This is a genomic window from Billgrantia hypersalina, assembly GCF_052584175.1.
Genome location: NZ_JBMIQI010000011.1, coordinates 743,778 through 764,640 on the forward strand (window position 1 = coordinate 743,778; position 20,863 = coordinate 764,640).

The following is a 20,863-nucleotide window of genomic DNA, read 5'->3' on the forward strand; positions in this document are numbered from 1 at the left end:
ATCGATGAAAGCCTTTCAGGTTAACGCGCCTCTGGACTATACCATCGCCGAGGTCGAGGCGCCGCGTGCCGCAGCCGGCGAAGTGCTGGTGAAGGTGGCCTTCGCCGGAATCTGTGGTTCCGACATGCACATTATCCACGGCGACAATGCCTTCGTGCGCTTTCCGCGCATCACCGGTCACGAGTTCGCCGGTACGGTCGAGGCGCTCGGCGAGGGTGTCGAGGGTATCGAGCTTGGCGACAGGGTATGCATCGACCCGGTGGTCAACTGTGGCCAGTGCTATCCGTGCCGTATCGGCCGCCCCAATGTGTGCAGCGCGCTGCAGGTGATCGGCGTGCACCGCGACGGCGGCTTCGAGGAGCGGGTCAACGTGCCCGCCGGCAATGTCCATCGCCTGCCCGAAGGCCTGGGGCTGGAAGCCGGTGCGCTGGTCGAGCCTTATTCCATCGCCGCCAACGTGCTGGAGCGGATGCAGCCGCTGCGCGGCGACCGCCTGCTGGTCTATGGCGCCGGCGTGATCGGGTTGACCATTGTGCAGATGGCACGCGCCCAGGGCGTCGAGGACATTACCGTGGTCGATCTGATCGATGAGCGCCTGGCCACGGCCCGGGAGCTCGGCGCCACGCGCACCTGGCACGGCAAGGAGGATATCGAGGCCGCGGCGAGCGAGCTGACCGGCGGCGAAGGCATCCCGCTGATTGCCGATGCCGCCTGCGTGCCGGCGCTGCTGCCGCAGATGCTGCGCATCGCCTCACCGGCAGGGCGCATCGGCCTGCTCGGTTTCAACCCCACGCCCAGCGACCTGGTGCAACTGGAGGTGATCAAGAAGGAGCTGACCCTGGTCGGCTCGCGGCTCAACAACCGCAAGTTTCCGGATGTGCTCGAACGCATGGCTTCAGGGCGTCTCGATCCGCTGGCGTTGGTGAGTCACCGCCTGCCCTTCGACGAGATGCCGGGGGCCATCGAGATGCTCGATCACCATCCTGAAAGGGCTCGCAAGGTGCTTATAGATATCGGTACCTGAGCCAGCATGACTCGACAGCCGCATTGAGACGACGCAATGCAATATAGAAACAACAGGAGCTAACGCCATGATCAAGCGCATCATTACCGGTGCCGTCTTCGGGACGGTCCTGATTGCCGGCCAGGCCGCGCAGGCCGCCGACTTCACGCTGAAATTCGGCCACCTGGCCAATGAGGAGAATATCTGGCACCAGGCCGCCGAGAAGTTCAAGGAGGAGGTGGAAGCCAACTCCGAGGGCCGCATCGAGGTGCAGCTCTATCCCAACGAGCAGCTTGGCGCTGAGATGGACGTGATCAACAGCATCCAGCTGGGTAGTGCCGACATGACCATCACCGGCGAGAGCCTGCAGAACTGGGCGCCCAAGGCCGCCTTGATGGCAGCACCATACGCCTTCCGTGACTCCGAACACCTGCGCGCCGTGGTCGACGGTGAGATCGGCGAGGAAATCGAGGCACAGATCACCGAGAGCGCCAACCTGGTGCCGCTGGCCTGGTTCGAGCGTGGCCCGCGGCACCTGACCTCCAACGAGCCGATCAAGCATCCCGATGACCTCGATGGTCTCCGTCTGCGCGTGCCCAACGTGCCGTTGTTCGTCGATACCTGGGAGGCGCTGGGTGCCCGACCCACGCCGATGGCCTTTAGCGAGGTCTTCACCTCCCTGCAGCAGAACACCATCCAGGCCCAGGAGAATCCGCTGAGCCTGATCGAGAGCGCCAGCTTCGACGAGGTCCAGGACTACGTGAACCTCACCGGCCACGTGCGTAGCTGGATCTACGTGGTGATCGGGAAGGACAAGCTCGAGAGCATGCCGGAGGAGCTGCAAGAAGTGGTTTTCGACGCGGCCGAAACCATGCAGGCTCATGAGGCCGAGCTCTTCGCCGAGGATGAGGAGCGCCTGCGTCAGGAACTCGAAGAGCGCGGCATGGAATTCGTCGAGGTGGATATCGACGCCTTCGCCGAGAAGGCCCGCCCGGCGGTTCTCGACGCCCTCGACGAGGAGCAGCGCGAACTGTTCGAGGCAATCCAGGACCTGTGATGCCGCAGGAGCCTGTCGGACTTGACCGGTCAAGCCCGCCAGGCTCCTGGCGGGCGAGCCCGGCCGGGCTCGCCCGCTCTCGTATCAGTGGCCCGCGGGTATCATGAGGAACGCGTATGGATTCCCCTTACAAGGCGGTTGAGCAGGAAGTGCTCAACCAGTTGGACCCACTCTCTTCGGTTCCCACCTTTCAGGGTATCGTGGGGCGCCTCATCGGTTGGGTCGACACGTTGTTCACCGTTCTCGCCGTCCTGGCACTGGTGGCCATTGCCGGCACGGTACTGCTGCAGATCTCGGCTCGTCTCTTCCTGCCGTTCAGCGTCTCCTGGACGGAGGAGCTGTCGCGCTACCTGTTCATCTACATGGTGGCCCTGTCGGCGGGCGTGGTGCTACGTCAGCATCGCCACATCAGCGTGGAGCTTTTCCACCACGCATTGGGACCCCGCTCGAAGGCCGCCTATCAGGCACTGATCTGCCTGCTGATCGCTGGCTTCGCTGGTGTGGTGCTGCCTTACGCCTGGCAGTACGCCCAGAACGGGGCCTGGCAGACCTCGCCCACGCTCAAGGTGCCCATGCTCTACATCTTCTTCTCCACGGTGGTGATGTTTGCGTTGTTACTGGTCTACGGCGCCATTGGTTTCCTGGAGGGCCTCGTCGCCATCTTTCGTGCCCCTGATCGCACCGCACCGGAGAAGCCGTGATGGAAGTGATCCTCCTGTTCAGCGCTTTCCTGGTCCTGCTGTTGATCGGCATGCCCATCGCCTTTGCCCTGGGCATCGCCTCGCTGATCTATCTCGTACTGGAAGGTATCTCCCTGACCATCGTGCCGCAGCGCCTCTACGCCGGCATCGATACCTTCGTGCTGCTGTGCATTCCCGGTTTCGTGCTGGCCGGTAACCTGATGAACGTCGGCAATATCACCGAGCATATCGTGCGCTTCTCCAATGCGCTGCTGGGTCATATCCGCGGCGGACTCGGCCTGGCCAACGTGGGGGGCTCGATGATCTTCGGCGGTATCTCGGGCACCGCCGTGGCCGACTCGGCGAGTATCGGCTCGGTGATGATTCCCGGCATGGCGAAGTCCGGCTACGACAAGCCGTTCGCCGCGGCGGTCACCGCCGCCTCCTCCACCGTGGGGCCGATCATTCCGCCCAGCGTACCGATGATCATCGCCGGCTCGCTGTCCGGGGTCTCGGTGGGTCGCATGTTCCTGGCCGGCGCCATCCCCGGCCTGCTGCTGGGCCTGGCGATGATGGTAACCGTGTACATTCTCGCCGTGCGGCGCGGCTATCCCAAGGGCGAGCGGGCCACCTTGCTGGAGCTGCTGCGCGAGGGGCGCACCGCCTTCTGGGCGCTGTTGATGACGGCGATCATCCTCTACGGCATCATCGGCGGCTTCTTCACGCCCACCGAAGCGTCCATCGTCGCCAGCCTCTACGCCCTGGTGGTCGGCATGTATGTCTACAAGGGACTGACCTGGCGCAAGCTGCCGGGCATCCTCACCGATACCGTCTTCACTTCCGCGGCGCTGCTGCTGATGGTGGGTCTGGCCAATCTCTTCGGCTGGATCCTGACCAGCGAGCAGATTCCCCAGATGATTGCCGGGCTGATCCTGACCATCAGCGAAAACCCCATCGTCGTCATCCTGATCCTCAACCTGATCCTGCTGTTCGTCGGTGCCTTCATGGAGACTATCGCCGCGCTGATCATCCTGTTTCCGGCGCTGCTCGGCGTGGCCACCGGGGTCGGCATGGACCCGGTTCACTTCGCCGTCATGGCGGTACTCAACCTGATGATCGGCTTGACCACCCCGCCGGTGGGGGTGTGCCTGTTCGTGGTCGCGGGGATCGGCAAGCTGCCCATGCTGAGCGTGGCGCGGGCCATCGTGCCCTTCCTGATCTGCAATATCGCCGTGTTGCTGCTGGTCTCCTATGTGCCGGCGATCTCGCTGTGGTTACCCAATCTGCTGATGGGTGACTAGGAAAGGACCGGCATCGCGAAAGCCACAACGAGAAGGATGCTTCATGAACCTGACACATCTCCCCGCGGCCGCGCGTGAAGGCCGCATCGGCATCGTCCACCTGGGGCTCGGCGCTTTCCACCGCGCTCATCAGGCGGTCTACCTGGAGCGCTATCGGCAGCGCAGCGGCGACGGCGCCTGGGGCGTGAGCAGCGCTAACCTGCGCGGCGGCGTGGCGCTGGTCGATGCGCTGCGCGACGCTGATTACCTCTATCACGTGGCCGAATACGCAGACCGCAAGCACGTCACGCTGCGCGAGATCGGCGTGATCGAGGAGACGCACTTTACGGGGCAGGACAGTCATACCGATCGATGGGGACGCGATCTCGAGGCGCTGCTGGCACGCATGGCCTCGCTCGAGACGCGCCTCGTGACGCTGACGGTGACCGAGAAGGGCTACTTCTTGAGCCCCAGCGAGGGCAGCCTGCTGCGCGACGACCCGCTGATCGCCCACGACATCGGCCAGCCGCAGGCACCGCGCAGCGCGCCGGGCATTCTGGTCGAAGCTCTAGCTCGGCGGCGTCAGGCGGGGGTGCCGCCGTTCACCGTGCTGTGCTGCGACAACATGCCGGACAACGGCCGGCGCACCCGTGCCGCCGTGGTGCAGCTCGCCGCCTGTCGTGATGCCGAACTGGCCGCCTGGATCGAGCGCGAGGTGGCGTTCCCCTGCAGCATGGTCGACCGCATCGTGCCGGCCATGACCGAGACCGACTTCGCGCGCCTCGCCGAGCTGGGCGTTGATGACCCCAATGCGGTGGTGGGCGAGGCGTTCTCGCAATGGGTCGTCGAGGACGACTTTCCGCTCGGGCGTCCGGCCTGGGAAGCCGAGGGCGTAGAGATGGTCGACGACGTGGCGCCGTTCGAGACCATGAAGTTGCGCATGCTCAACGGCAGCCATTCGCTGCTTGCCTACCTGGGCGCGCTGGACGACATCGAGACGGTGTTCGATGCGGTGAGTCGCGACGATCTGGTGGCGTTGCTGCATCGCTACATGCTCGACGAGGCGGCGCCGACCCTGGCGATGCCGGCCGGCACCGACCTTGACGCCTATGCCGACTCGCTGCTCGCGCGCTTTGCCAATGACAGTCTCCGCCATCGCCTGCAGCAGATCGCCATGGATGGCTCGCAGAAGCTGCCCCAGCGTTGGCTGCACGGCGCCCTGGCCAGGCAAGAAACCGGGGCCGAGGTGCCGTGTACGGCACTGGGCGTGGCGGCGTGGATTCGCTATACCTTGGGAGTCGATCTGCACGGCAATGCCTATGCCGTCGACGATCCGATGGCCGGCACGTTCGCCCTCCTTCACGAAGCCCACGGCGACGATCACGAAGCCTTGGTGCAGGCTTTCCTAGAGCTCGATGCCGTGTTCCCACCGGCGCTGACGGAACGGGCCGACTTTGTCGAAGCCGTGCTCGCTGCCTACCGTCGGCTTGTCGCGGAAGGGCTTGGCGGCGTACTTGCCTTCATGAAGCGGAGCTGAGGAGGTTTCGTGGAACACACTTGGCGTTGGTTCGGCCCGAGCGATCCGATCACCCTCGATGAGATTCGCCAGACCGGGGCCACCGGTATCGTCACGGCGCTTCACGAGATACCCAACGGTACGGCCTGGCCGGTCGAGGCCATTGCCGAGCGCAAGGCAACGATCGAAGCCGCGGGTCTCTCCTGGTCGGTCGTGGAGAGCGTGCCGGTGCACGAGGCGATCAAGCAGGGCTTGCCCGAGCGCGAGCGCTACATCGCGGCCTATCAGGAGAGCCTGCGTAACCTGGCGGCCTGCGGTATCGACACCGTCTGCTACAACTTCATGCCGGTGCTCGACTGGACCCGCACCGACCTCGCCTGGCGGCTGCCGGACGGCGGCCTGGCGCTGCGCTTCGAGCAGGCGGCCTTTGCCGCCTTCGATCTTTACCTGCTGAAGCGCCCCGGCGCCGAGGCCGAGTACAGCGATGCCGAACAGGCCGAAGCCAGGCGCTATTTCGACGGCCTCGATGCGGCCGGTCGCGAGGCCCTGGCCAACACCATCATCGCCGGCCTGCCGGGGGCCGAGGAGCACTACACGCTGGAACGCTTCCAGGCGGCGCTGGACGCCTATGCCGGCATCGGGCCTGAGCGCCTGCGCGAGCATCTCGGTTATTTCCTGCTTTCCATCGTGCCGGTGGCCGAGGAGGCCGGCCTGCGGCTCGCCATCCATCCGGACGATCCGCCGCGCCCGCTGTTCGGCCTGCCACGGGTGGTTTCCACCGCGGAGGACGCCCAGTGGCTGCTCGATGTGGCGCCCAGCGAGGCCAATGGCCTGACGCTGTGCACCGGCTCCTATGGGGTGCGAGAGGACCTCGATCTGGCCGACATGGCACAGCGCTTCGGCCCGCGCATCTACTTCGCCCACCTGCGTTCGACCCGGCGCGAGACAACCGACCCGCGCACCTTCCACGAGGCGCATCACCTGGATGGAGACGTCGACATGGTCGGCGTGATCGGCGCGTTGGTGGCAGAGGAGCGGCGCCGCGAACGCGAGGGAGGGCCGCGCCTGCCGTTGCGGCCGGACCACGGCCATCACATCCTCGACGACCAGCGCCGCGATACCCGCCCCGGCTATCCGCTCTACGGGCGCCTGAAGGGGCTGGCGGAGCTGCGCGGTGTGGAGCTGGCGGTGCGGCAGTTGACGAGCTGACTCTAAAAAACGAAAAAAGGCGGCCCGAAAGCCGCCAAAGGTTCAAACAAAGACTGTCGGGCTACGCCTCCCGCTTGCCATCCACCAGCCGGCTCACGCCCCACGGATTGCCGTCACGCACTGCCTCGGGCAGCAGCCCCTCCGGCAGCGCCTGGTAGCACACCGGGCGCAGGAAGCGGAAGATCGCCGCACTGCCCACCGAGGTGGTGCGCGAGTCGGACGTGGCCGGGTAGGGGCCGCCATGAACCATGGCGTGACACACCTCCACGCCCGTCGGCCAGCCGTTGGCCAATATCCGCCCCGCCTTGCGCTCGAGAATCGGCATCAGCGCCTTCGCCGCGTCGAGGTCGCCGTCGTCCATCTGCAGGGTGGCGGTGAGCTGGCCTTCGAGCTCGCCGGCCACGCGCTTCACTTCCTCCAGATCGGCACACTCGATCACCAGCGAGGTGGAACCGAACACTTCCTCCTGCAGCTCGGGGTCGTTGAGGAAATCCTGGGCCGAGGTGACGAACAGCCCCGCCTGGCACGGATGGGCCGATTCCCCGGCCTGGCCGCGGGCCACTTCCTTGACCTTGTCATTGCTCGAAAGCCGGCCCACGCCCTGCTGGTAGGCGTCATGGATGCCCGGGGTGAGCATGGTCTGGGCGGCGCTCTGTTTTACCGCGTCGGCCGCGGCCTCGACGAAGGCGGTAAGCTCAGGCCCCTTCACCGCGATGACCAGGCCCGGGTTGGTGCAGAACTGCCCGGCGCCCATGTTGAGCGAGGCGACGAAGCCCTCGGCGATCTGGGCGCCGCGCGCCTTGAGCGCCTCGGGCAGCAGGAACACCGGGTTGATCGAGCTCATCTCGGCGTAGACCGGGATCGGCTGCGGGCGGCTTTGCGCCGTCTTCATCAGCGCCGTGCCGCCGCCGCGGGAGCCGGTAAAGCCCACCGCCTGGATGCGCGGATCACTGACCAGCGCCTGGCCAATCTCGCGGCCCGAGCCGAACAGCAGCGAGAACACTCCTTCGGGCAGGCCGCTCTTCTCGACGGCGCGCTGGACGGCACGGCCCACCAGCTCGGAGGTGCCGGGATGGGCGGAGTGGCCCTTGACGATCACCGGGCAGCCGGCGGCCAGCGCCGAGGCGGTATCGCCGCCGGCCACGGAGAAGGCCAGCGGGAAGTTCGAGGCGCCGAACACCGCGACGGGGCCGAGCGGAATGTGGCGCTGGCGCAGGTCGGCACGCGGCATCGGCTCGCGCTCCGGCAGGGCCGGGTCGAGGCGCAGGTCGAGCCACTCGCCGGCACGCACGACGCCGGCGAACAGGCGCAGCTGGCCGCAGGTGCGGCCGCGCTCGCCCTCCAGGCGCGCCCGGGGCAGGCCGGTCTCGGCGATGGCGCGCTCGATGAGTGCGTCGCCGATGGCCTCGATCTCACTGGCCACGCTTTCGAGAAACGCGGCGCGCGCTTCGAGTGTCGTCTCGCGATAGGTGGCGAAAGCCGCCTCGGCCAGTTCACAGGCGCGCTCGACCTCGGCCTTGCCGCCGCCCACATAGGTAGGTTCGAGGGTCTCGCCGGTGGCGGGATTGACGGCGTGGATGGGCTGGGAACTGCCGCTGGTGGCCTCGCGGCCGATCAGCATCTTGCCTTCCAGGGACATGAATGACTCCTTGCTTGCTATCAGAGCGATTTCACTTCGATGGCGGGGCTTTCCGCCTCGAAGCGTAGTGGATTGCGCAGGGGGCGGCCGAATTCACTGAGCTCGATTTCGAAACGGTCGCCGTCTTGGGTCTGGACGCCGTCGGCGAAGCTCAATGTCGCGGTACCGAAGAAGTGCACGTGCACATCGCCGGAGCGGCGAAAGCCCGAATACTTGAAGTGGTGGTGCTCCAGGTTGGCCAGGCTGTGGGCCATGTTGGCTTCGCCGGTGAGAAACGGCTTCTCCCACAGGGTTTCGTCACCGCGCAGGATGCGGCTGGTGCCTTCCAGATGCTTGGGCAACTCACCGATCAGAAGTTCCGGGCCGAAGCTACAGGCGCGCAGCTTGGAGTGGGCCAGCCACAGGTAGTTGAAACGCTCGGTCACGTGATCGGAAAATTCGTTGCCGATGGCGTAGCCCAGGCGCCAGGGTCGCCCGTCGTCACCGATCACATAGAGCCCGGCCAGTTCCGGCTCCTCACCGGCGTCTTCGGCGAAATCGGGCACGGGAATCTCCGCCTCGGGCGCGACGACGCAACTGCCGTCGCCCTTGTAGAACCACTCCGGCTGGGCCCCGACGTTGCCCGTATCGGGCTTGCCGCTCTCCACGCCAAGCTTGAACATGCGCATGGAGTCGGTCAGCTCGCTTTCTGCAGCCTGCGTCTTGGCGTGCATGGCCGAGCGCGTGTCGGCGCTGCCCAGGTGGGTCAGGCCCGTGCCGGTCACGAGACAATGGGCCGGGTCGGGGTGGGTCAGCGGCGGCAGCAGGCGTTTCTCGTCGATCTGTCGCTGATAGTCGAGACGGGTATCGGTGAGGGCCGCCTCGATGATCTCTGCCAGCGGCTGGCCTGCCGCAATGGCGCGGCGGGCCAGGGTGTAGGTGTCGGCGTCGAGCAGGCGAACTTCACGGTCGCTTTCGACCCGGGCAGCGCGGACCTGGCCCTGTTGTTCACATTGGATCAAACGCATGGCTCTGCTTCCTCAAGGTAAGGGGTGGTGCGATTCAGTCGCGGGACGACGGTTTGCCGAACAGGGGGAAGCCATCCGCGTCCCAATGAATTCGCTTGACGTAGGTGTGCCGGTTGGGATCCCAAAGCGGGTCGCCTTCGATCTCGGTATAGGTGCGCGCGTGGTACACCAGCAGGTCGGTTTGGTCGTCTTCGTCCACGGTAAAGCTATTGTGGCCCGGTCCGAAAATGGCATTGGACGGATCGCTCCTGAAGACCGGCTCCGATGACTTCGTCCAGCTGGCGGGATCGAGCAGGTCGGCATCGGCATCGGCCCAGAGCATGCCCATGCAGTAGTTCTCATCGGTAGCGCTCGCCGAATAGGTAAGAAACACGCGGCCATGCCGACACAGCACGGCAGGCCCCTCGTTGACACTGAAGCCGCGGGTTTCCCACTCGAATTCGGGAATGCTCAGCAGAACGGGAGGAGCCGCCAGGGTTTCGGGCGTCTGCATGGGAGCGATATAAAGGTTGGAGTTGCCGGGAATCTCGGGAGATTTCTGCGCCCAGAGATAATAGAGCGATCCCTCGTGGTGGAACGTAGTGGCATCGAGGCAGAAAGTGTCGGTGCCTGTCTCGATCCGGACGGGATCGCTCCAAGGGCCGGTCAGAGGATCGGCCGCCTCGCTGCAGATGGCGTACATGCGATGCTGGAACAACCCATCGCGGATCTCCCGGCTCGGGGCCGCGGCAAAGTAGAGATACCAGCGCCCCTCGTGAAAATGCAGCTCCGGCGCCCAGATCAACTCGCTGAGAGGGCCGGTGTCGGGCTTGCGCCATACACTGACCGGAGACGCTTCGGCGAGCGCCTCGATACTCCGGGCACGGCGCAGCTCCAGGCGGTCGTACTCGGGTACGGAGGCGGTGAAGTAATAAAAGCCATCCGTATGCTTGTGAATGAAGGGGTCCGCACGCTGCTCTATCAAGGGTGTTAGCGTCGCCATCGTGTTCGCTGCCTTCCTGGGTTGCGATAAGGTGTCTTGAGCGCTCATAACGGTCCGGCGCTGGCCTCTGCCAGCGTGGAGTCGCGCAGGCTGCCCGCTTTCATGTCCTCGTAGTAGCGGTCGGTGATCCGATACTTGAACATCAGGCTGCCCATCAGCATATGAAAGAGGCCGGGAATGACGGATAGCATCAGGGCGATGCCTGTAAGCGTAAAGGCGCTCTGCTCGGTATTGGCCTCGTAATTGAAGTAGGTCAGGAGCGTGCCTACCAGAAATCCCGCCGCCCCCATACCGGCTTTCTGAAAGAAGGAAATGCCGCCGAAGGCCAGGCCGGAGACGCGTCGTCCGGTCTTGGCTTCACCGTAATCGACCGCTTCGGCGATGGCCGACCAGAAGACGGGGGCGTGAAGGTCGACAACGAAGGAGATGAGGAAGTAGAGAATGAAGGCCAGCACGATGTCGCCGGGACGAACGGCAACGAACATCACCACGCTGAGCACTCCCACGGCGAGCTGGCTCCAGCGGAAGAGCTGGATCTTGCAATAGCGCTTGGTGATCCAGGTCGAGGCCACCATGGCCAGGATCGCGGCAGTAACCCCGGTGGTCAGAAATGCCGACAGCAGCGTCGCGTCGGCGCCGAGATAATACTTGGCGTAATAGGCCGCGACGGAACTGCGAATGACGTAGCCGAGGGTACCCGTGAAGCAGACGGCACACAGGATCAACCACTGGTCGTTCTTCATGAGCACGCTCAGCTGCTGCTTCAGTGGCTTGTCGTCGATCGTGTGCTGCACACGCTCGGTCGTCGTGTAATAACAGAACAGGAACAGTAGCGTGGCAAGCCCGCCCATCAAGCCCATGGAAACCTGGTAGCCGAGGGCAAGATTCTCTCCGCCCACGAACTCGGCGAGCTTGGGCACGATGATCGTGACCAGAAACGCGGCGATCTTGGCGAAGAACAAACGGTATCCATTGGCCGACAGCCGGTCCTTGGGATCCGGTGTCAGCACGCCGATCAGTGAGATATAGGGGATGGTGACCGAAGTGAACATGAGCGTGACGAAGAGGTAGGTCGAATACGCCCAGACAAGCTTGGCGTTATAGCTCCAGTCCGGCGTGGTGAAGAGCAACAGCACCGACAGCCCGAAAGGCACCGAGAAGACCAGAAAGTAAGGGCGATAGCGCCCCCGGCGGCTGTTGAACTTGTCCGTGACGAGGCCCATCAGGGGGTCGGTTATCGCGTCCACCAGGCGCGCCACCAGGAACAGGATTCCCATGTGGCTGGGCTTGAGCCCGAAGATGTCGGTGTAGAAATACGAAATGATCAGGAACATGGAGGAGATGACGATATTGATGGCCATATCGCCGCTGCCGAACCCGACCTTTTCCAGGTAAGTGAGTCGTTGTGTTTTCATCGTTTATGCCTCCCTGGCTGGGTTTGGGCTATCGGTGAGATCGCGCCATCAAGGTGAGAGCGGCCAGATCGCCAGCTGCGGCCACAGCAGCAGGGCGGCCAGTACGCAGAGCTGGATAAGCATGAATGGTAATACCGAAAGGTAGATATCCTTGAGGGAGACTTCCGGCGGCGCCACGCTCTTGAGATAGAACGCCGCGGGGCCGAAGGGTGGCGACAGGAACGAGACCTGCATGTTCACGGCGAACAGGATGCCGAACCAGATCGGATCGAAACCCAGCTCGGTAATGATGGGCAGGAAGATCGGCAGGGCCAGCATGGCGATGCCGATCCAGTCGAGGAAAAGGCCCAGCACCAGCATGATGCCCATCATGACCAGCACGATCACGATGGGCGCCACCTCGAGACCGAGGATTAGGCCCGAGACGAAGCGGTTGCCACCCATCAGGTTGTAGACCCCGACCAGCGCCGCCGCGCCGATGCCGATCCAGATGATCATGCCGCAGGTGTTAAGTGTCTGGCCCAGGCTGTGATGCAGCATGGAGAGTGAGAACTCGCCGCGCACCATGATGGCCAGCATGACGCCGAACACGCCCATGGCCGCCGCCTCGGTGACCGAGGCGATGCCACCGTAGATGGTGCCGAGCACCAGGAAGGCGATCAGCCCCGGCAGCAGGATCGCCTTGACCGCATCGAGCCTGCCGGCGAAGGGGTTGTCCTGGCTCGCTTCCGTCAGCGGGGGGCCCATCTCGGGGTTCCTGAGACAGCGCACCAGCACGTAGGCGATGTAGGAAATCATCAGGATCACTGCCGGCGTGATGGCGGCAGTGAACAGTTCGGCGATCGAGACGCTGGCGATCAGGCCGTAGATGATCAGCACGATTGACGGCGGCATCATGGTGCCCAGCGCGCCGCCGGCGCAAACCACGCCGATCGACAGGTGCTTGTCGTAACCCAGGCGCAGCATCTGCGGCAGCGCCAGGATGCCCAGCAGCACAATCTCGCCGCCGATGATCCCCGACAGCGCGGCGAGGAAGAACGCCACCACGATGGTCTGTACCGCCACGCCGCCGGGCAGGCGCCCGGCAAACACGCGCATGGCATTGAACAGGTCTCTGGCGATGCCGGAACGGTCGAGCAGCGAGGCCATCAATACGAACATCGGCACCGCCACCAGCGAGTATTCGGTGATGAAGCCGTAGACACGGCTGGTGACCAGCGGCAGGGCGGTTTCGCCGAACCAGCCGAAGGTGAAGGCCATGGCCACCAGGCCGGTGATGAAGGCCAGCGGCAGGCCGGTTACCAGCAGCGCGAAAATGGCGCCGACCATCAATAGCGTCGCGGTCGAGATATCCATCAGCGCATCTCCCGGCCGGGGCGAGCCCGCAGCGACTGGATCAGGTGAAGCGTGGCCTGCAGCGTCATCAGGGCCAGGGCGAAGAGAATCACGCCCTTCACCATGGCCGGAAAGGGCGGGTTCCACGAGGTGCCGGAGCGCTCCAGACGCCACTCGCCGAGCGGGTTGTGCGAGGCTTTCCAGAACATGGTGAAGGCGGCATAGCTCATGGCCAGGCAGAAGCCCAGGGTCACCAGGTCGTTGAAGCGGTCCATCCAGCCCCGGAGGCGGGGGCCGACGCTATCGTAGAGTACCTTGACCCGGATGTGGCTATTGCGCGCCATGGCCGCGGGGCCGCCCAGGGCGAAGCTGATCGCGACCAGGAACACCACGGTCTCATGTACCCAGGACGTGGGGGAGCCGAATCCATAGCGCAGGAACACCTCGACCACGCTGATGGCCATGGCCAGCAGAATCATCCAGGCGGCACCGCGGGCGCCTCGCGATACCAGCCGATCCAAGGCGTTTCGCTCGGGCGAAACATCCTCTACCTGCTCCACGATATCGGCGAGTTCCTGTTCGGGCAGGGGCTTGGGGTCGTGTTGTGGCTGCGACATGGCGAGTCTCGATGGGCGTTGCGGGCCGCCAGGTTTCGCGGCCCGCTTGGTTGCCGATGCGGGGTTCAGAGCAGATTGCGCGAGCGCAGGAAAACCGTGGCGGAGTCGTAGATCTTCTGGGTCATCTCGTTCTCGCCGGCCCATTCCTGCCACTCTTCCTCGGCGGCAGCGCTGAACTTGCGGCGCTCCTCGGCGGGCAGGTCGTAGGGATGCACATCCGGATCCTCTTGCAGCCGCTCGAGCGTCTCGATGTCCTGGGCCTTGAGCCGCGCGATCAGGTCATAGGCCATGCCGTCGAAGGCGGTCTCGAGGGTCATCTGCAACTCTTCCGGCAGGTCGTCCCAGATCTGCTTGTTGATCGACACGGCGATCATCGGCATCGAATGGAAGCCAGGATAGAGGGGGTAAGGGGCGAAGGCGTGCAGGCCCATGGCGTCGTTGTTGGAGAGTACCGTGGAGTCGGCGGCGTCGATGACCTTCTTCTCCAGCGCGGTATAGACTTCGGAGCCTGGCAGGTTGACGGGGCTTGCACCGATGCGCTCGAAAACGTTATAGACCATGCCCTGCGGGGCGCGGATCTTGAGGCCTTCGAAGTCCTCAAGCGTCTCGATCGGCACGGTGGAGGGCACCGATTCAAGCGGGAAGGTGGCGGCTCCGATCAGGTGCACGCCGTAGGGCTCGACCAGTTCGTTATAGAGTTCCTCGCCGCCGCCGTGCTTCATGTATTCGAGAAAGTCGTAAGGGTTCTGCCAGGCACCGACCAGGTTGCCCAGCATGCCGAAGGCAGGATCCTGGCCCGAAAAGTAGCTGGGGTCTGTCATGTGGCCCTGCAGGATGCCGGAGCTCACCGCATCCAGTGTTTCGGTGGGGCCGACCACGGCATTGATCGGCATGACCTCGATCTCGACGCGACCGTCGGTCATGCGGGAGATTCGCTCGGCCCACTCCTGCTTGATCTTGAAGCTCGGTTCGCCGGAGGTTTCCGAGGCTTGAAAGGTCCATTCGTACTCGGCGGCATGTGCCGTGGAGAGGCACAGCATCAAGGCCGAGCCGGTGAGGGCGAAGCGGGATGTGAATCGAGACATACGAACTCCAGGGGGTTGTTTGTTGTTACGTTCCGCCTATATGTTGAACATATACATGCCATGTTCAACATAAACTTTAGTCGTGTCATTCACACTGGCGAGACGTAGCGTCTCGCCTCCGATCCAAAGGAATTGGCAATGCAACGCATCGAAATCGGACTGGTAGGGGTGGGCAAGATCGTTCGCGACCAGCACCTGCCGGCCCTGGCCGTGAGCCGCGATTTCCACCTGGTCGCAACGGCGGACCCCCACGCCAGTCACGCACCGGTGCCAAGCTACGCTGCGCTGGGCGACATGCTCGAGGCGCAGCCCGAGCTGCAGGCGGTCGCCATCTGCACGCCTACGCATCTGCGCTACTCGCAGGCACGCATCGCCCTCGAGCATGGCAAGAGCGTGCTGCTGGAAAAGCCGCCCGGTGCGACCCTGAGCGAGGTCGAGGAGCTGGTGGAACTGGCCGAGCGGCAGGGTTGCACCCTGTTTGCAGCCTGGCATTCGCGCTTCGCTCCGGCTGTGGCGGAGGCACGCGAGTGGCTGAAGGACAAGGCGATCACGCGGGTCGAGATCGACTGGCGAGAGGACGTGCGGGTATGGCATCCCGGTCAGGCGTGGATCTGGGAGCCGGCCGGCATGGGCGTGTTCGACCCCGGCATCAACGCGTTGTCGATCGCCACCGAGATACTGCCGCACGCTTTTTTCCTGCGTGATGCGCGGCTTTCGATACCCAGCAACTGCCAGGCGCCCATCGCCGCATCGCTGACCTTCAGCGATTCCCGGAACACACCGATCGTGGCCGACTTCGATTTCCGCCAGCCGAGCCCGCCGATCTGGAGCATTCATGTCGACACCGAGGCGGGGCGGCTCAGCCTGCTGCAGGGCGGGTGCCGGCTGGAACTCGACGGCCGCTGCCTGCTTGACGCCGAGGAGCGCGAGTACCCCGGTCTCTATGCCCGGTTCGCCGAGCTGATCCGGGAACATCGCAGCGATGTGGACCTGGCGCCCCTGCGCCATGTGGCGGATGCCTGCCTCGCTGCCTGGCGCGAGCCGACGGAGCCCTTCATCGAATGAATCAAAGAAGCCCCTGCTGTCGCTGGTGAGCCACCAGCTCCCGCAACATGCCCATCAACGTCGCCGCGCCCGGAGAGGGCCGGCGACGCCTGAGGCTCACCAGGCCGAACGGCTGCACGCTGAGCCGTTGATGAAAGGGCAGGATGCGAAAGCGTGTCGGAGCGCACAGCAGGTCGGCGACCTGACGCGTGGTAGCAGTGATCGTATCCGAGCGGTCGATCAGCGCCAGCGCCACCAGGATATCGGTGGTATCGACGATCTGCGCCGGCGCTTCGATGCCATGATAGAGAAACAGCGCGTCGACCCGCTGGCGCATTAGGGCTCCCTGGGGCTGTAGCGCCCACGGATAGGCGACCATGGCTTCCAGCTTCAGCGGGTCTTCCCCCGAAAGCGGATGGCCTTCACGGCACACGAAACAGATCTCCTCTTCGCCGATTTCCTCGAACACGAACGGATCGGTCGAGAACCCGGTCGGTATCCGGGTAATGGCGAAATCGAGCTCTCCCTCCAACAACCTCGGCACGAGCCGCTTGCTGACATCGACCTCGACGCTGACCTTGAGTCTGGGGTGGGTCCGGTGTACCCGCTCGATGGCGCTGGCAAGCAGTGTCACCGCCGGTGCCATCACCGTGCCGATGGCCACCTTGCCGGCATTGCCTTCGTACAGGGCGTTGAGTTCCTCGCCGGTGTTATGAAGCTCAGAGAGCATGGTCTGTGCATGCCGGACCATCACCTCCCCGTACCAGTTCGGTGTGAGGCCCCGTGGCTGGCGATCAAACAGCCTGATGCCCAGTTGGGTTTCGAGATCCCCCAACAGTTTCGAGGCGGCCGGCTGGCTGATGCCCAACTGGGCGGCCGCGCGATGCAGGTTGCGCTCCTCGTCGAGGGCCAGCAAGAGCTGAAGGTGGCGCAACTTTAGTCGTGCCTGCAGAAACCAGTCGTCACCCAGCGTGCGCATGGCATCTCCCCGCGTCGTCTATTGATAACCAAATAAATATCATTAATTGGAGAAAATCATATTGGTTGGTTATGTCAGGCCTGTCTACTGTAGCGGCTGTAGTCGCGGCCCCCGCGTCGCTCCGATAACAACAACACCAGGATCAAGGAGACAGATCATGCCACTCACGTTACGCAGTACCGGCTCGCCCCTGCTGATGAGCGTAGGAGCCGCCATGCTGCTGCTGGGGATGGCCCATGCGCATGCCGGTGACGAAGCGTCTTCCAACGGCACGGCGGCACGCGGTATCGAGAAGTCGACGTTCGGCCAGTTGCCCGATGGCCGCCAGGTCGACGTTTACCGCTTCACCAATGCCAACGGCATCGAGATGCGCGTTACCAACTACGGCGGCATCATCCTCTCGCTGAAAACCCCCGATATCGAAGGCGAATTCGAAGATATCGTGCTGGGTTTCGACTCGCTGGAAGACTATCTCTCCGATAGCTATCGCCAGGCCAACCCCTACTTCGGAGCATTGATCGGGCGCTATGGCAATCGCATTGCCAGCGGCCGGTTTTCCCTGGAGGGCGAGACCTACTCCCTCGCCACCAATGACGGAGACAACCACCTGCATGGCGGCCGGCAGGGATTCGACCGGGTGTTATGGCAAGCCGAGCCGTTCGAGAGTGACGAAGGGGCCGGGCTCGTACTCAGCTATACAAGCGAAGATGGCGAGGAGGGTTATCCGGGCCGGCTGGCCACGAAAGTGACCTACACCTTGACCGATGCCGACGAGCTGATCGTCGATTACCGGGCGACGACCGACAAGGCGACCCCCGTCAACCTGACCCAGCACAGTTACTTCAATCTCGCGGGGGAGGGCAGCGGCAGCATTCTCGATCATCGGCTGATGATCAACGCCGATGCCTTTACTCCGGTGGATGAAGGGCTGATTCCTACCGGCGAGATCCGCTCGGTCGAGGGTACGCCATTCGACTTCACCCAGCCGACGCCGATCGGCGAGCGCATCGAGCAGGACAACGAGCAGCTGACCCTCGGTAAGGGCTACGACCACAACTTCGTGCTCGCCGACAATGGCGCTTCCATCGAGGCCCCTGTCTTGGCCGCCAGGGTATGGGAGCCCAGGAGCGGGCGTCTGCTCGAGATCGCCACCACCGAGCCGGGCATCCAGTTCTACTCGGGCAACTTTCTCGCCGGTGATCTGACGGGCAAGCAGGGGCGAGCCTACGAGCACCGCTCGGGATTCGCGCTGGAAACCCAGCATTTCCCCGACTCGCCCAATCAGGAGGCCTTTCCCGATACCGTGCTTGAGCCGGGGGAGACCTACCGCTCACGCACGATCTTCCGCTTCGCCGCTCAGGAAGCCCCGGGCTCGTGACGCATGAGTCCCAACATCAACAACAAAACCCGTAGCGAATTCAGGAGTACGACATGTCCATGACAACGACCTTCACTCGCCTGGCCCTGAGTGCCGGCCTGGCACTCGGTACCGTCGGTGCAGTACAGGCTGACGAAGAGGAAGTCCGTATCGGTTTCATCGTCAAGAAACCCGAGCAGGCCTGGTTCATCAACGAGCAGGAAGCGGCGACTCAGGTGGGCGAGGAGCTGGGCTTCCGCGTCGTGCGGCTAGGTGGCGAAGACGGCCAGGAGGTGCTCAGCGCCATCGACAACCTCAACTCCCAGGGCGCCCAGGGCTTCGTCATCTGCCCGCCGGATGTGCGCCTGGGTTCGGCCGTGATGAATCGCGCCAACCAGTACGGCATGAAAGTGATCACGGTCGACGATCAGTTCGTCGACGGAAACGGCGAACCGCTCGAGGGCGTGCCGCATCTGGGCATGTCCGGCTACAAGATCGGCCAGCAGGTCGGTGAGGCGCTTGCCGCGGAAATGGAAGCACGCAGCTGGGATCCTCAAGAGGTCGCCGCCTTGCGCATTACCAATAACGAATTGCCCACCGCTCGGGAGCGCACCGACGGCGCCACCGACGTGCTGCTCGAGCACGGCTTCCCCGAGGCGAACATCTTCGATGCTCCCCAGCAGAACACCGATACCAGCAGCGCCTTCTCGGCCGCTTCGCCGATCCTTTCCCAGCACGACGAATTCGAGCATTGGATCATCTACGCCCTCAACGAGGAGAGTGTGCTGGGCGGCGTGCGCGCTACCGAGCAGTACGGCCTGGCCGCCGAGGATGTGATCGGCGTGGGCATCAACGGTTCCGGCGCCGCCTTCGCCGAGTTCTCGCGCAGCAACCCGACCGGCTTTCACGGCACCGTGGCAGTGAGCTCTACCCAGCATGGCCAGCAAACCGCGGAGAACCTCTATCGCTGGATCACCGAAGGCGAGGAGCCACCGGCCAATACCGAGACCACCGGCACACTGATGACGCGCGACAACTGGCAAAACGTGCGCGCCGAACTGGGGCTGTGAGGATGGCGGGTCACGGCGAGCGGGAGAGCGACATGACGGAACCCTTTCTTCGATTCGACGGCATCAGCGTGGTCTTCCCCGGGGTGCGTGCGCTGGACAGGGTCAGCTTCGGCGCCCATGCCGGCCAGGTGCACGCCCTGATGGGCGAGAACGGGGCCGGCAAGTCGACACTGCTCAAGGTGCTCAGCGGGGTCAACCGCGTCACCGAGGGCGCGCTGTGGATCGGCGGTGAGCGGCATGTGTTTGCCAACGCCCGCGAGGCGCTCGCCCAGGGGGTCGCGATCATCTACCAGGAACTGACGCTGGCCCCCAACATGTCGGTGGCCGAGAACCTGCTTCTCGGCCAGCTTCCGGTCAGCCGTGGCTTTATCGACCGGCGTCAATTGCGCGAGCGGGCGATGCGCATACTCGAAGAGCTCGGTGAGGGAAGCATTCACCCGTCTACCAAGGTGCGCGACCTCTCCATCGGCCAGCAGCAGATGATCGAGATCGGCCGCGCGCTGCTGCGTGACGCCCGTATCATCGCCTTCGACGAGCCCACCAGCAGCCTGTCGGTACAGGAGACGCGCGAGCTCGAGCGCATCGTCGCCCGGCTGCGCGACGAGGGGCGCGTAGTGCTCTACGTGACCCATCGCATGGAGGAGGTCTTCAAGATGTGCGATGCGGTCACCGTGTTTCGTGACGGCAAGCATGTGCGTACCCATGAAAGCCTGGCCTCCCTCGACCACGACACCCTGGTCAGCGAAATGGTCGGACGCGATATCGAGGACGTCTACGGCTACCGCGAGCGGGAGCAGGGCGAGGTCATGCTCGAGATCGATGCCATCGAAGGCCGGGGGCTCAGGGCGCCCGTCAGCTTCGAGGTCAAGCGCGGCGAAGTATTCGGTCTTTTTGGCCTGGTCGGCGCGGGCCGCAGCGAGCTGATGCGACTGGTTTGCGGGGCAGAGGCCGCCAGCGCGGGGGTGGTGCGCTTCCAGGGTACGGCAAGGCGCTTCACCAGTCCCGGCGAGGCGATCCGCATGGGCATTGCCATGTGCCCCGAGGATCGCAAGTCGCAGGGCATCTTTCCCGTGGCCAGCGTGGCCGACAACCTCAACATCAGCTGCCGGCGCTTCTTCAGGCGCTGGGGTGTGTTTCGCGATCCCCGTCGTGAACGTGCCAACGCCGAAGAATACATCCGGCGGCTGAGCATAAAGACACCGGGCCCGCGCACGCCCATCGGCACGCTCTCCGGCGGTAACCAGCAGAAGGTGATCCTGGCGCGTTGGCTGGCCGAGGAGATCGACTTGTTCGTGGTGGACGAGCCCACGCGAGGTATCGATGTCGGCGCCCGTCGCGACATCTACACCTTGCTCTACGACCTGGCCGAGCAGGGCAAGAGCGTCATCGTGATCTCCAGCGACCTGGCCGAAGTGAGCTCCATCTGCGACCGCATCGGCGTGATGCGTGACGGAGAGCTCGTCGACATCGTCCCGCGCCGTGAGGTTACCCAGGAACGCCTGCTGGGGCTGGCGCTGCCCGCCTGAGCCTGTCGGCGAATCCATCGCCAGCGCATCGACGAGTACCTGACAAAGTGACATCCGAGGGA

At 64.3% G+C, this 20,863-nt stretch carries 18 protein-coding genes; 10 read left to right on the plus strand and 8 right to left on the minus strand.

Annotation, left to right across the window (positions count from 1 at the left end):
• Window positions 1–4 precede the first annotated feature (4 nt).
• From ACOJCM_RS10670 to uxuA, 6 genes are all read left to right on the plus strand, one after another.
• Window positions 5–1,024: a Zn-dependent oxidoreductase gene (locus ACOJCM_RS10670; RefSeq protein WP_445212034.1), complete on the plus strand. Its 1,020-nt coding sequence runs from the start codon at window positions 5–7 to the stop codon at window positions 1,022–1,024.
• Between the two features lie 67 nt (window positions 1,025–1,091).
• The gene (locus ACOJCM_RS10675; RefSeq protein WP_445212035.1) at window positions 1,092–2,060 is read left to right on the plus strand and encodes a TRAP transporter substrate-binding protein; all 969 of its coding nucleotides are present in this window, start codon (window positions 1,092–1,094) and stop codon (window positions 2,058–2,060) included.
• A gap of 116 nt (window positions 2,061–2,176) precedes the next feature.
• Window positions 2,177–2,761: a TRAP transporter small permease gene (locus tag ACOJCM_RS10680; protein WP_445212036.1), complete on the plus strand. Its 585-nt coding sequence runs from the start codon at window positions 2,177–2,179 to the stop codon at window positions 2,759–2,761.
• Window positions 2,761–4,041 carry a TRAP transporter large permease gene (locus tag ACOJCM_RS10685; RefSeq protein WP_445212037.1) on the plus strand — a complete coding sequence of 427 codons (1,281 nt, stop codon included), beginning with the start codon at window positions 2,761–2,763 and terminating at the stop codon, window positions 4,039–4,041. The genes ACOJCM_RS10680 and ACOJCM_RS10685 overlap by 1 nt, the downstream gene beginning before the upstream one ends.
• Before the next feature lie 43 nt (window positions 4,042–4,084).
• A complete protein-coding gene (locus tag ACOJCM_RS10690) occupies window positions 4,085–5,557 on the plus strand; it encodes a mannitol dehydrogenase family protein (protein ID WP_445212038.1) in 1,473 nt (490 codons plus the stop codon).
• 9 nt (window positions 5,558–5,566) lie between these two features.
• On the plus strand, window positions 5,567–6,745 hold the full coding sequence (gene uxuA / locus ACOJCM_RS10695; protein WP_445212039.1) for a mannonate dehydratase: 1,179 nt from the start codon (window positions 5,567–5,569) through the stop codon (window positions 6,743–6,745).
• Window positions 6,746–6,806: 61 nt separating this feature from the next.
• On the opposite strand, the gene ACOJCM_RS10700 is transcribed toward uxuA, so the two are convergent.
• The 7 genes from ACOJCM_RS10700 to ACOJCM_RS10730 form a co-directional block, all read right to left on the minus strand.
• Complete coding sequence (locus ACOJCM_RS10700; protein ID WP_445212040.1) at window positions 6,807–8,384, minus strand: aldehyde dehydrogenase (NADP(+)); 1,578 nt, start codon at window positions 8,382–8,384, stop codon at window positions 6,807–6,809.
• A 20-nt stretch (window positions 8,385–8,404) separates the two neighbouring features.
• A complete protein-coding gene (araD1, locus tag ACOJCM_RS10705; RefSeq protein ID WP_445212041.1) occupies window positions 8,405–9,391 on the minus strand; it encodes an AraD1 family protein in 987 nt (328 codons plus the stop codon).
• Between the two features lie 34 nt (window positions 9,392–9,425).
• A complete protein-coding gene (locus tag ACOJCM_RS10710) occupies window positions 9,426–10,373 on the minus strand; it encodes a glycoside hydrolase family 43 protein (RefSeq protein WP_445212042.1) in 948 nt (315 codons plus the stop codon).
• A gap of 44 nt (window positions 10,374–10,417) precedes the next feature.
• Window positions 10,418–11,788, minus strand: a complete 1,371-nt coding sequence (locus tag ACOJCM_RS10715) for an MFS transporter (RefSeq protein WP_445212043.1) — start codon at window positions 11,786–11,788, stop codon at window positions 10,418–10,420.
• Between the two features lie 48 nt (window positions 11,789–11,836).
• A complete protein-coding gene (locus ACOJCM_RS10720) occupies window positions 11,837–13,144 on the minus strand; it encodes a TRAP transporter large permease (RefSeq protein WP_445212044.1) in 1,308 nt (435 codons plus the stop codon).
• A complete protein-coding gene (locus ACOJCM_RS10725; RefSeq protein ID WP_445212045.1) occupies window positions 13,144–13,740 on the minus strand; it encodes a TRAP transporter small permease subunit in 597 nt (198 codons plus the stop codon). Before ACOJCM_RS10725 ends, ACOJCM_RS10720 begins: the two co-directional genes overlap by 1 nt.
• Window positions 13,741–13,805: 65 nt before the next feature.
• Window positions 13,806–14,825 (minus strand): TRAP transporter substrate-binding protein, encoded by a 1,020-nt coding sequence (locus ACOJCM_RS10730; RefSeq protein WP_445212046.1) that lies wholly within the window; start codon window positions 14,823–14,825, stop codon window positions 13,806–13,808.
• 138 nt (window positions 14,826–14,963) lie between these two features.
• Between ACOJCM_RS10730 and ACOJCM_RS10735 the strand changes: the two genes are divergently transcribed.
• Complete coding sequence (locus ACOJCM_RS10735; RefSeq protein ID WP_445212047.1) at window positions 14,964–15,890, plus strand: Gfo/Idh/MocA family protein; 927 nt, start codon at window positions 14,964–14,966, stop codon at window positions 15,888–15,890.
• 1 nt (window position 15,891) lies between these two features.
• Here the strand turns inward: ACOJCM_RS10735 and ACOJCM_RS10740 are convergent, their stop codons facing one another.
• On the minus strand, window positions 15,892–16,848 hold the full coding sequence (locus ACOJCM_RS10740) for a LysR substrate-binding domain-containing protein (protein ID WP_445212048.1): 957 nt from the start codon (window positions 16,846–16,848) through the stop codon (window positions 15,892–15,894).
• 157 nt (window positions 16,849–17,005) lie between these two features.
• Here ACOJCM_RS10740 and ACOJCM_RS10745 point away from each other — a divergent pair, with 157 nt between their 5' ends.
• From ACOJCM_RS10745 to araG, 3 genes are read left to right on the plus strand one after another with little or no spacing between them, the layout of a single operon-like run.
• Window positions 17,006–18,226, plus strand: coding sequence for an aldose epimerase family protein (locus ACOJCM_RS10745; protein ID WP_445212049.1), 1,221 nt, complete (start codon window positions 17,006–17,008; stop codon window positions 18,224–18,226).
• A 53-nt stretch (window positions 18,227–18,279) separates the two neighbouring features.
• Window positions 18,280–19,275: an arabinose ABC transporter substrate-binding protein gene (locus ACOJCM_RS10750; protein ID WP_445212050.1), complete on the plus strand. Its 996-nt coding sequence runs from the start codon at window positions 18,280–18,282 to the stop codon at window positions 19,273–19,275.
• 32 nt (window positions 19,276–19,307) lie between these two features.
• Entirely contained in the window at window positions 19,308–20,801 is a 1,494-nt protein-coding gene (gene araG / locus ACOJCM_RS10755) for an L-arabinose ABC transporter ATP-binding protein AraG (protein ID WP_445212051.1), read from the plus strand.
• Window positions 20,802–20,863 lie beyond the last annotated feature (62 nt).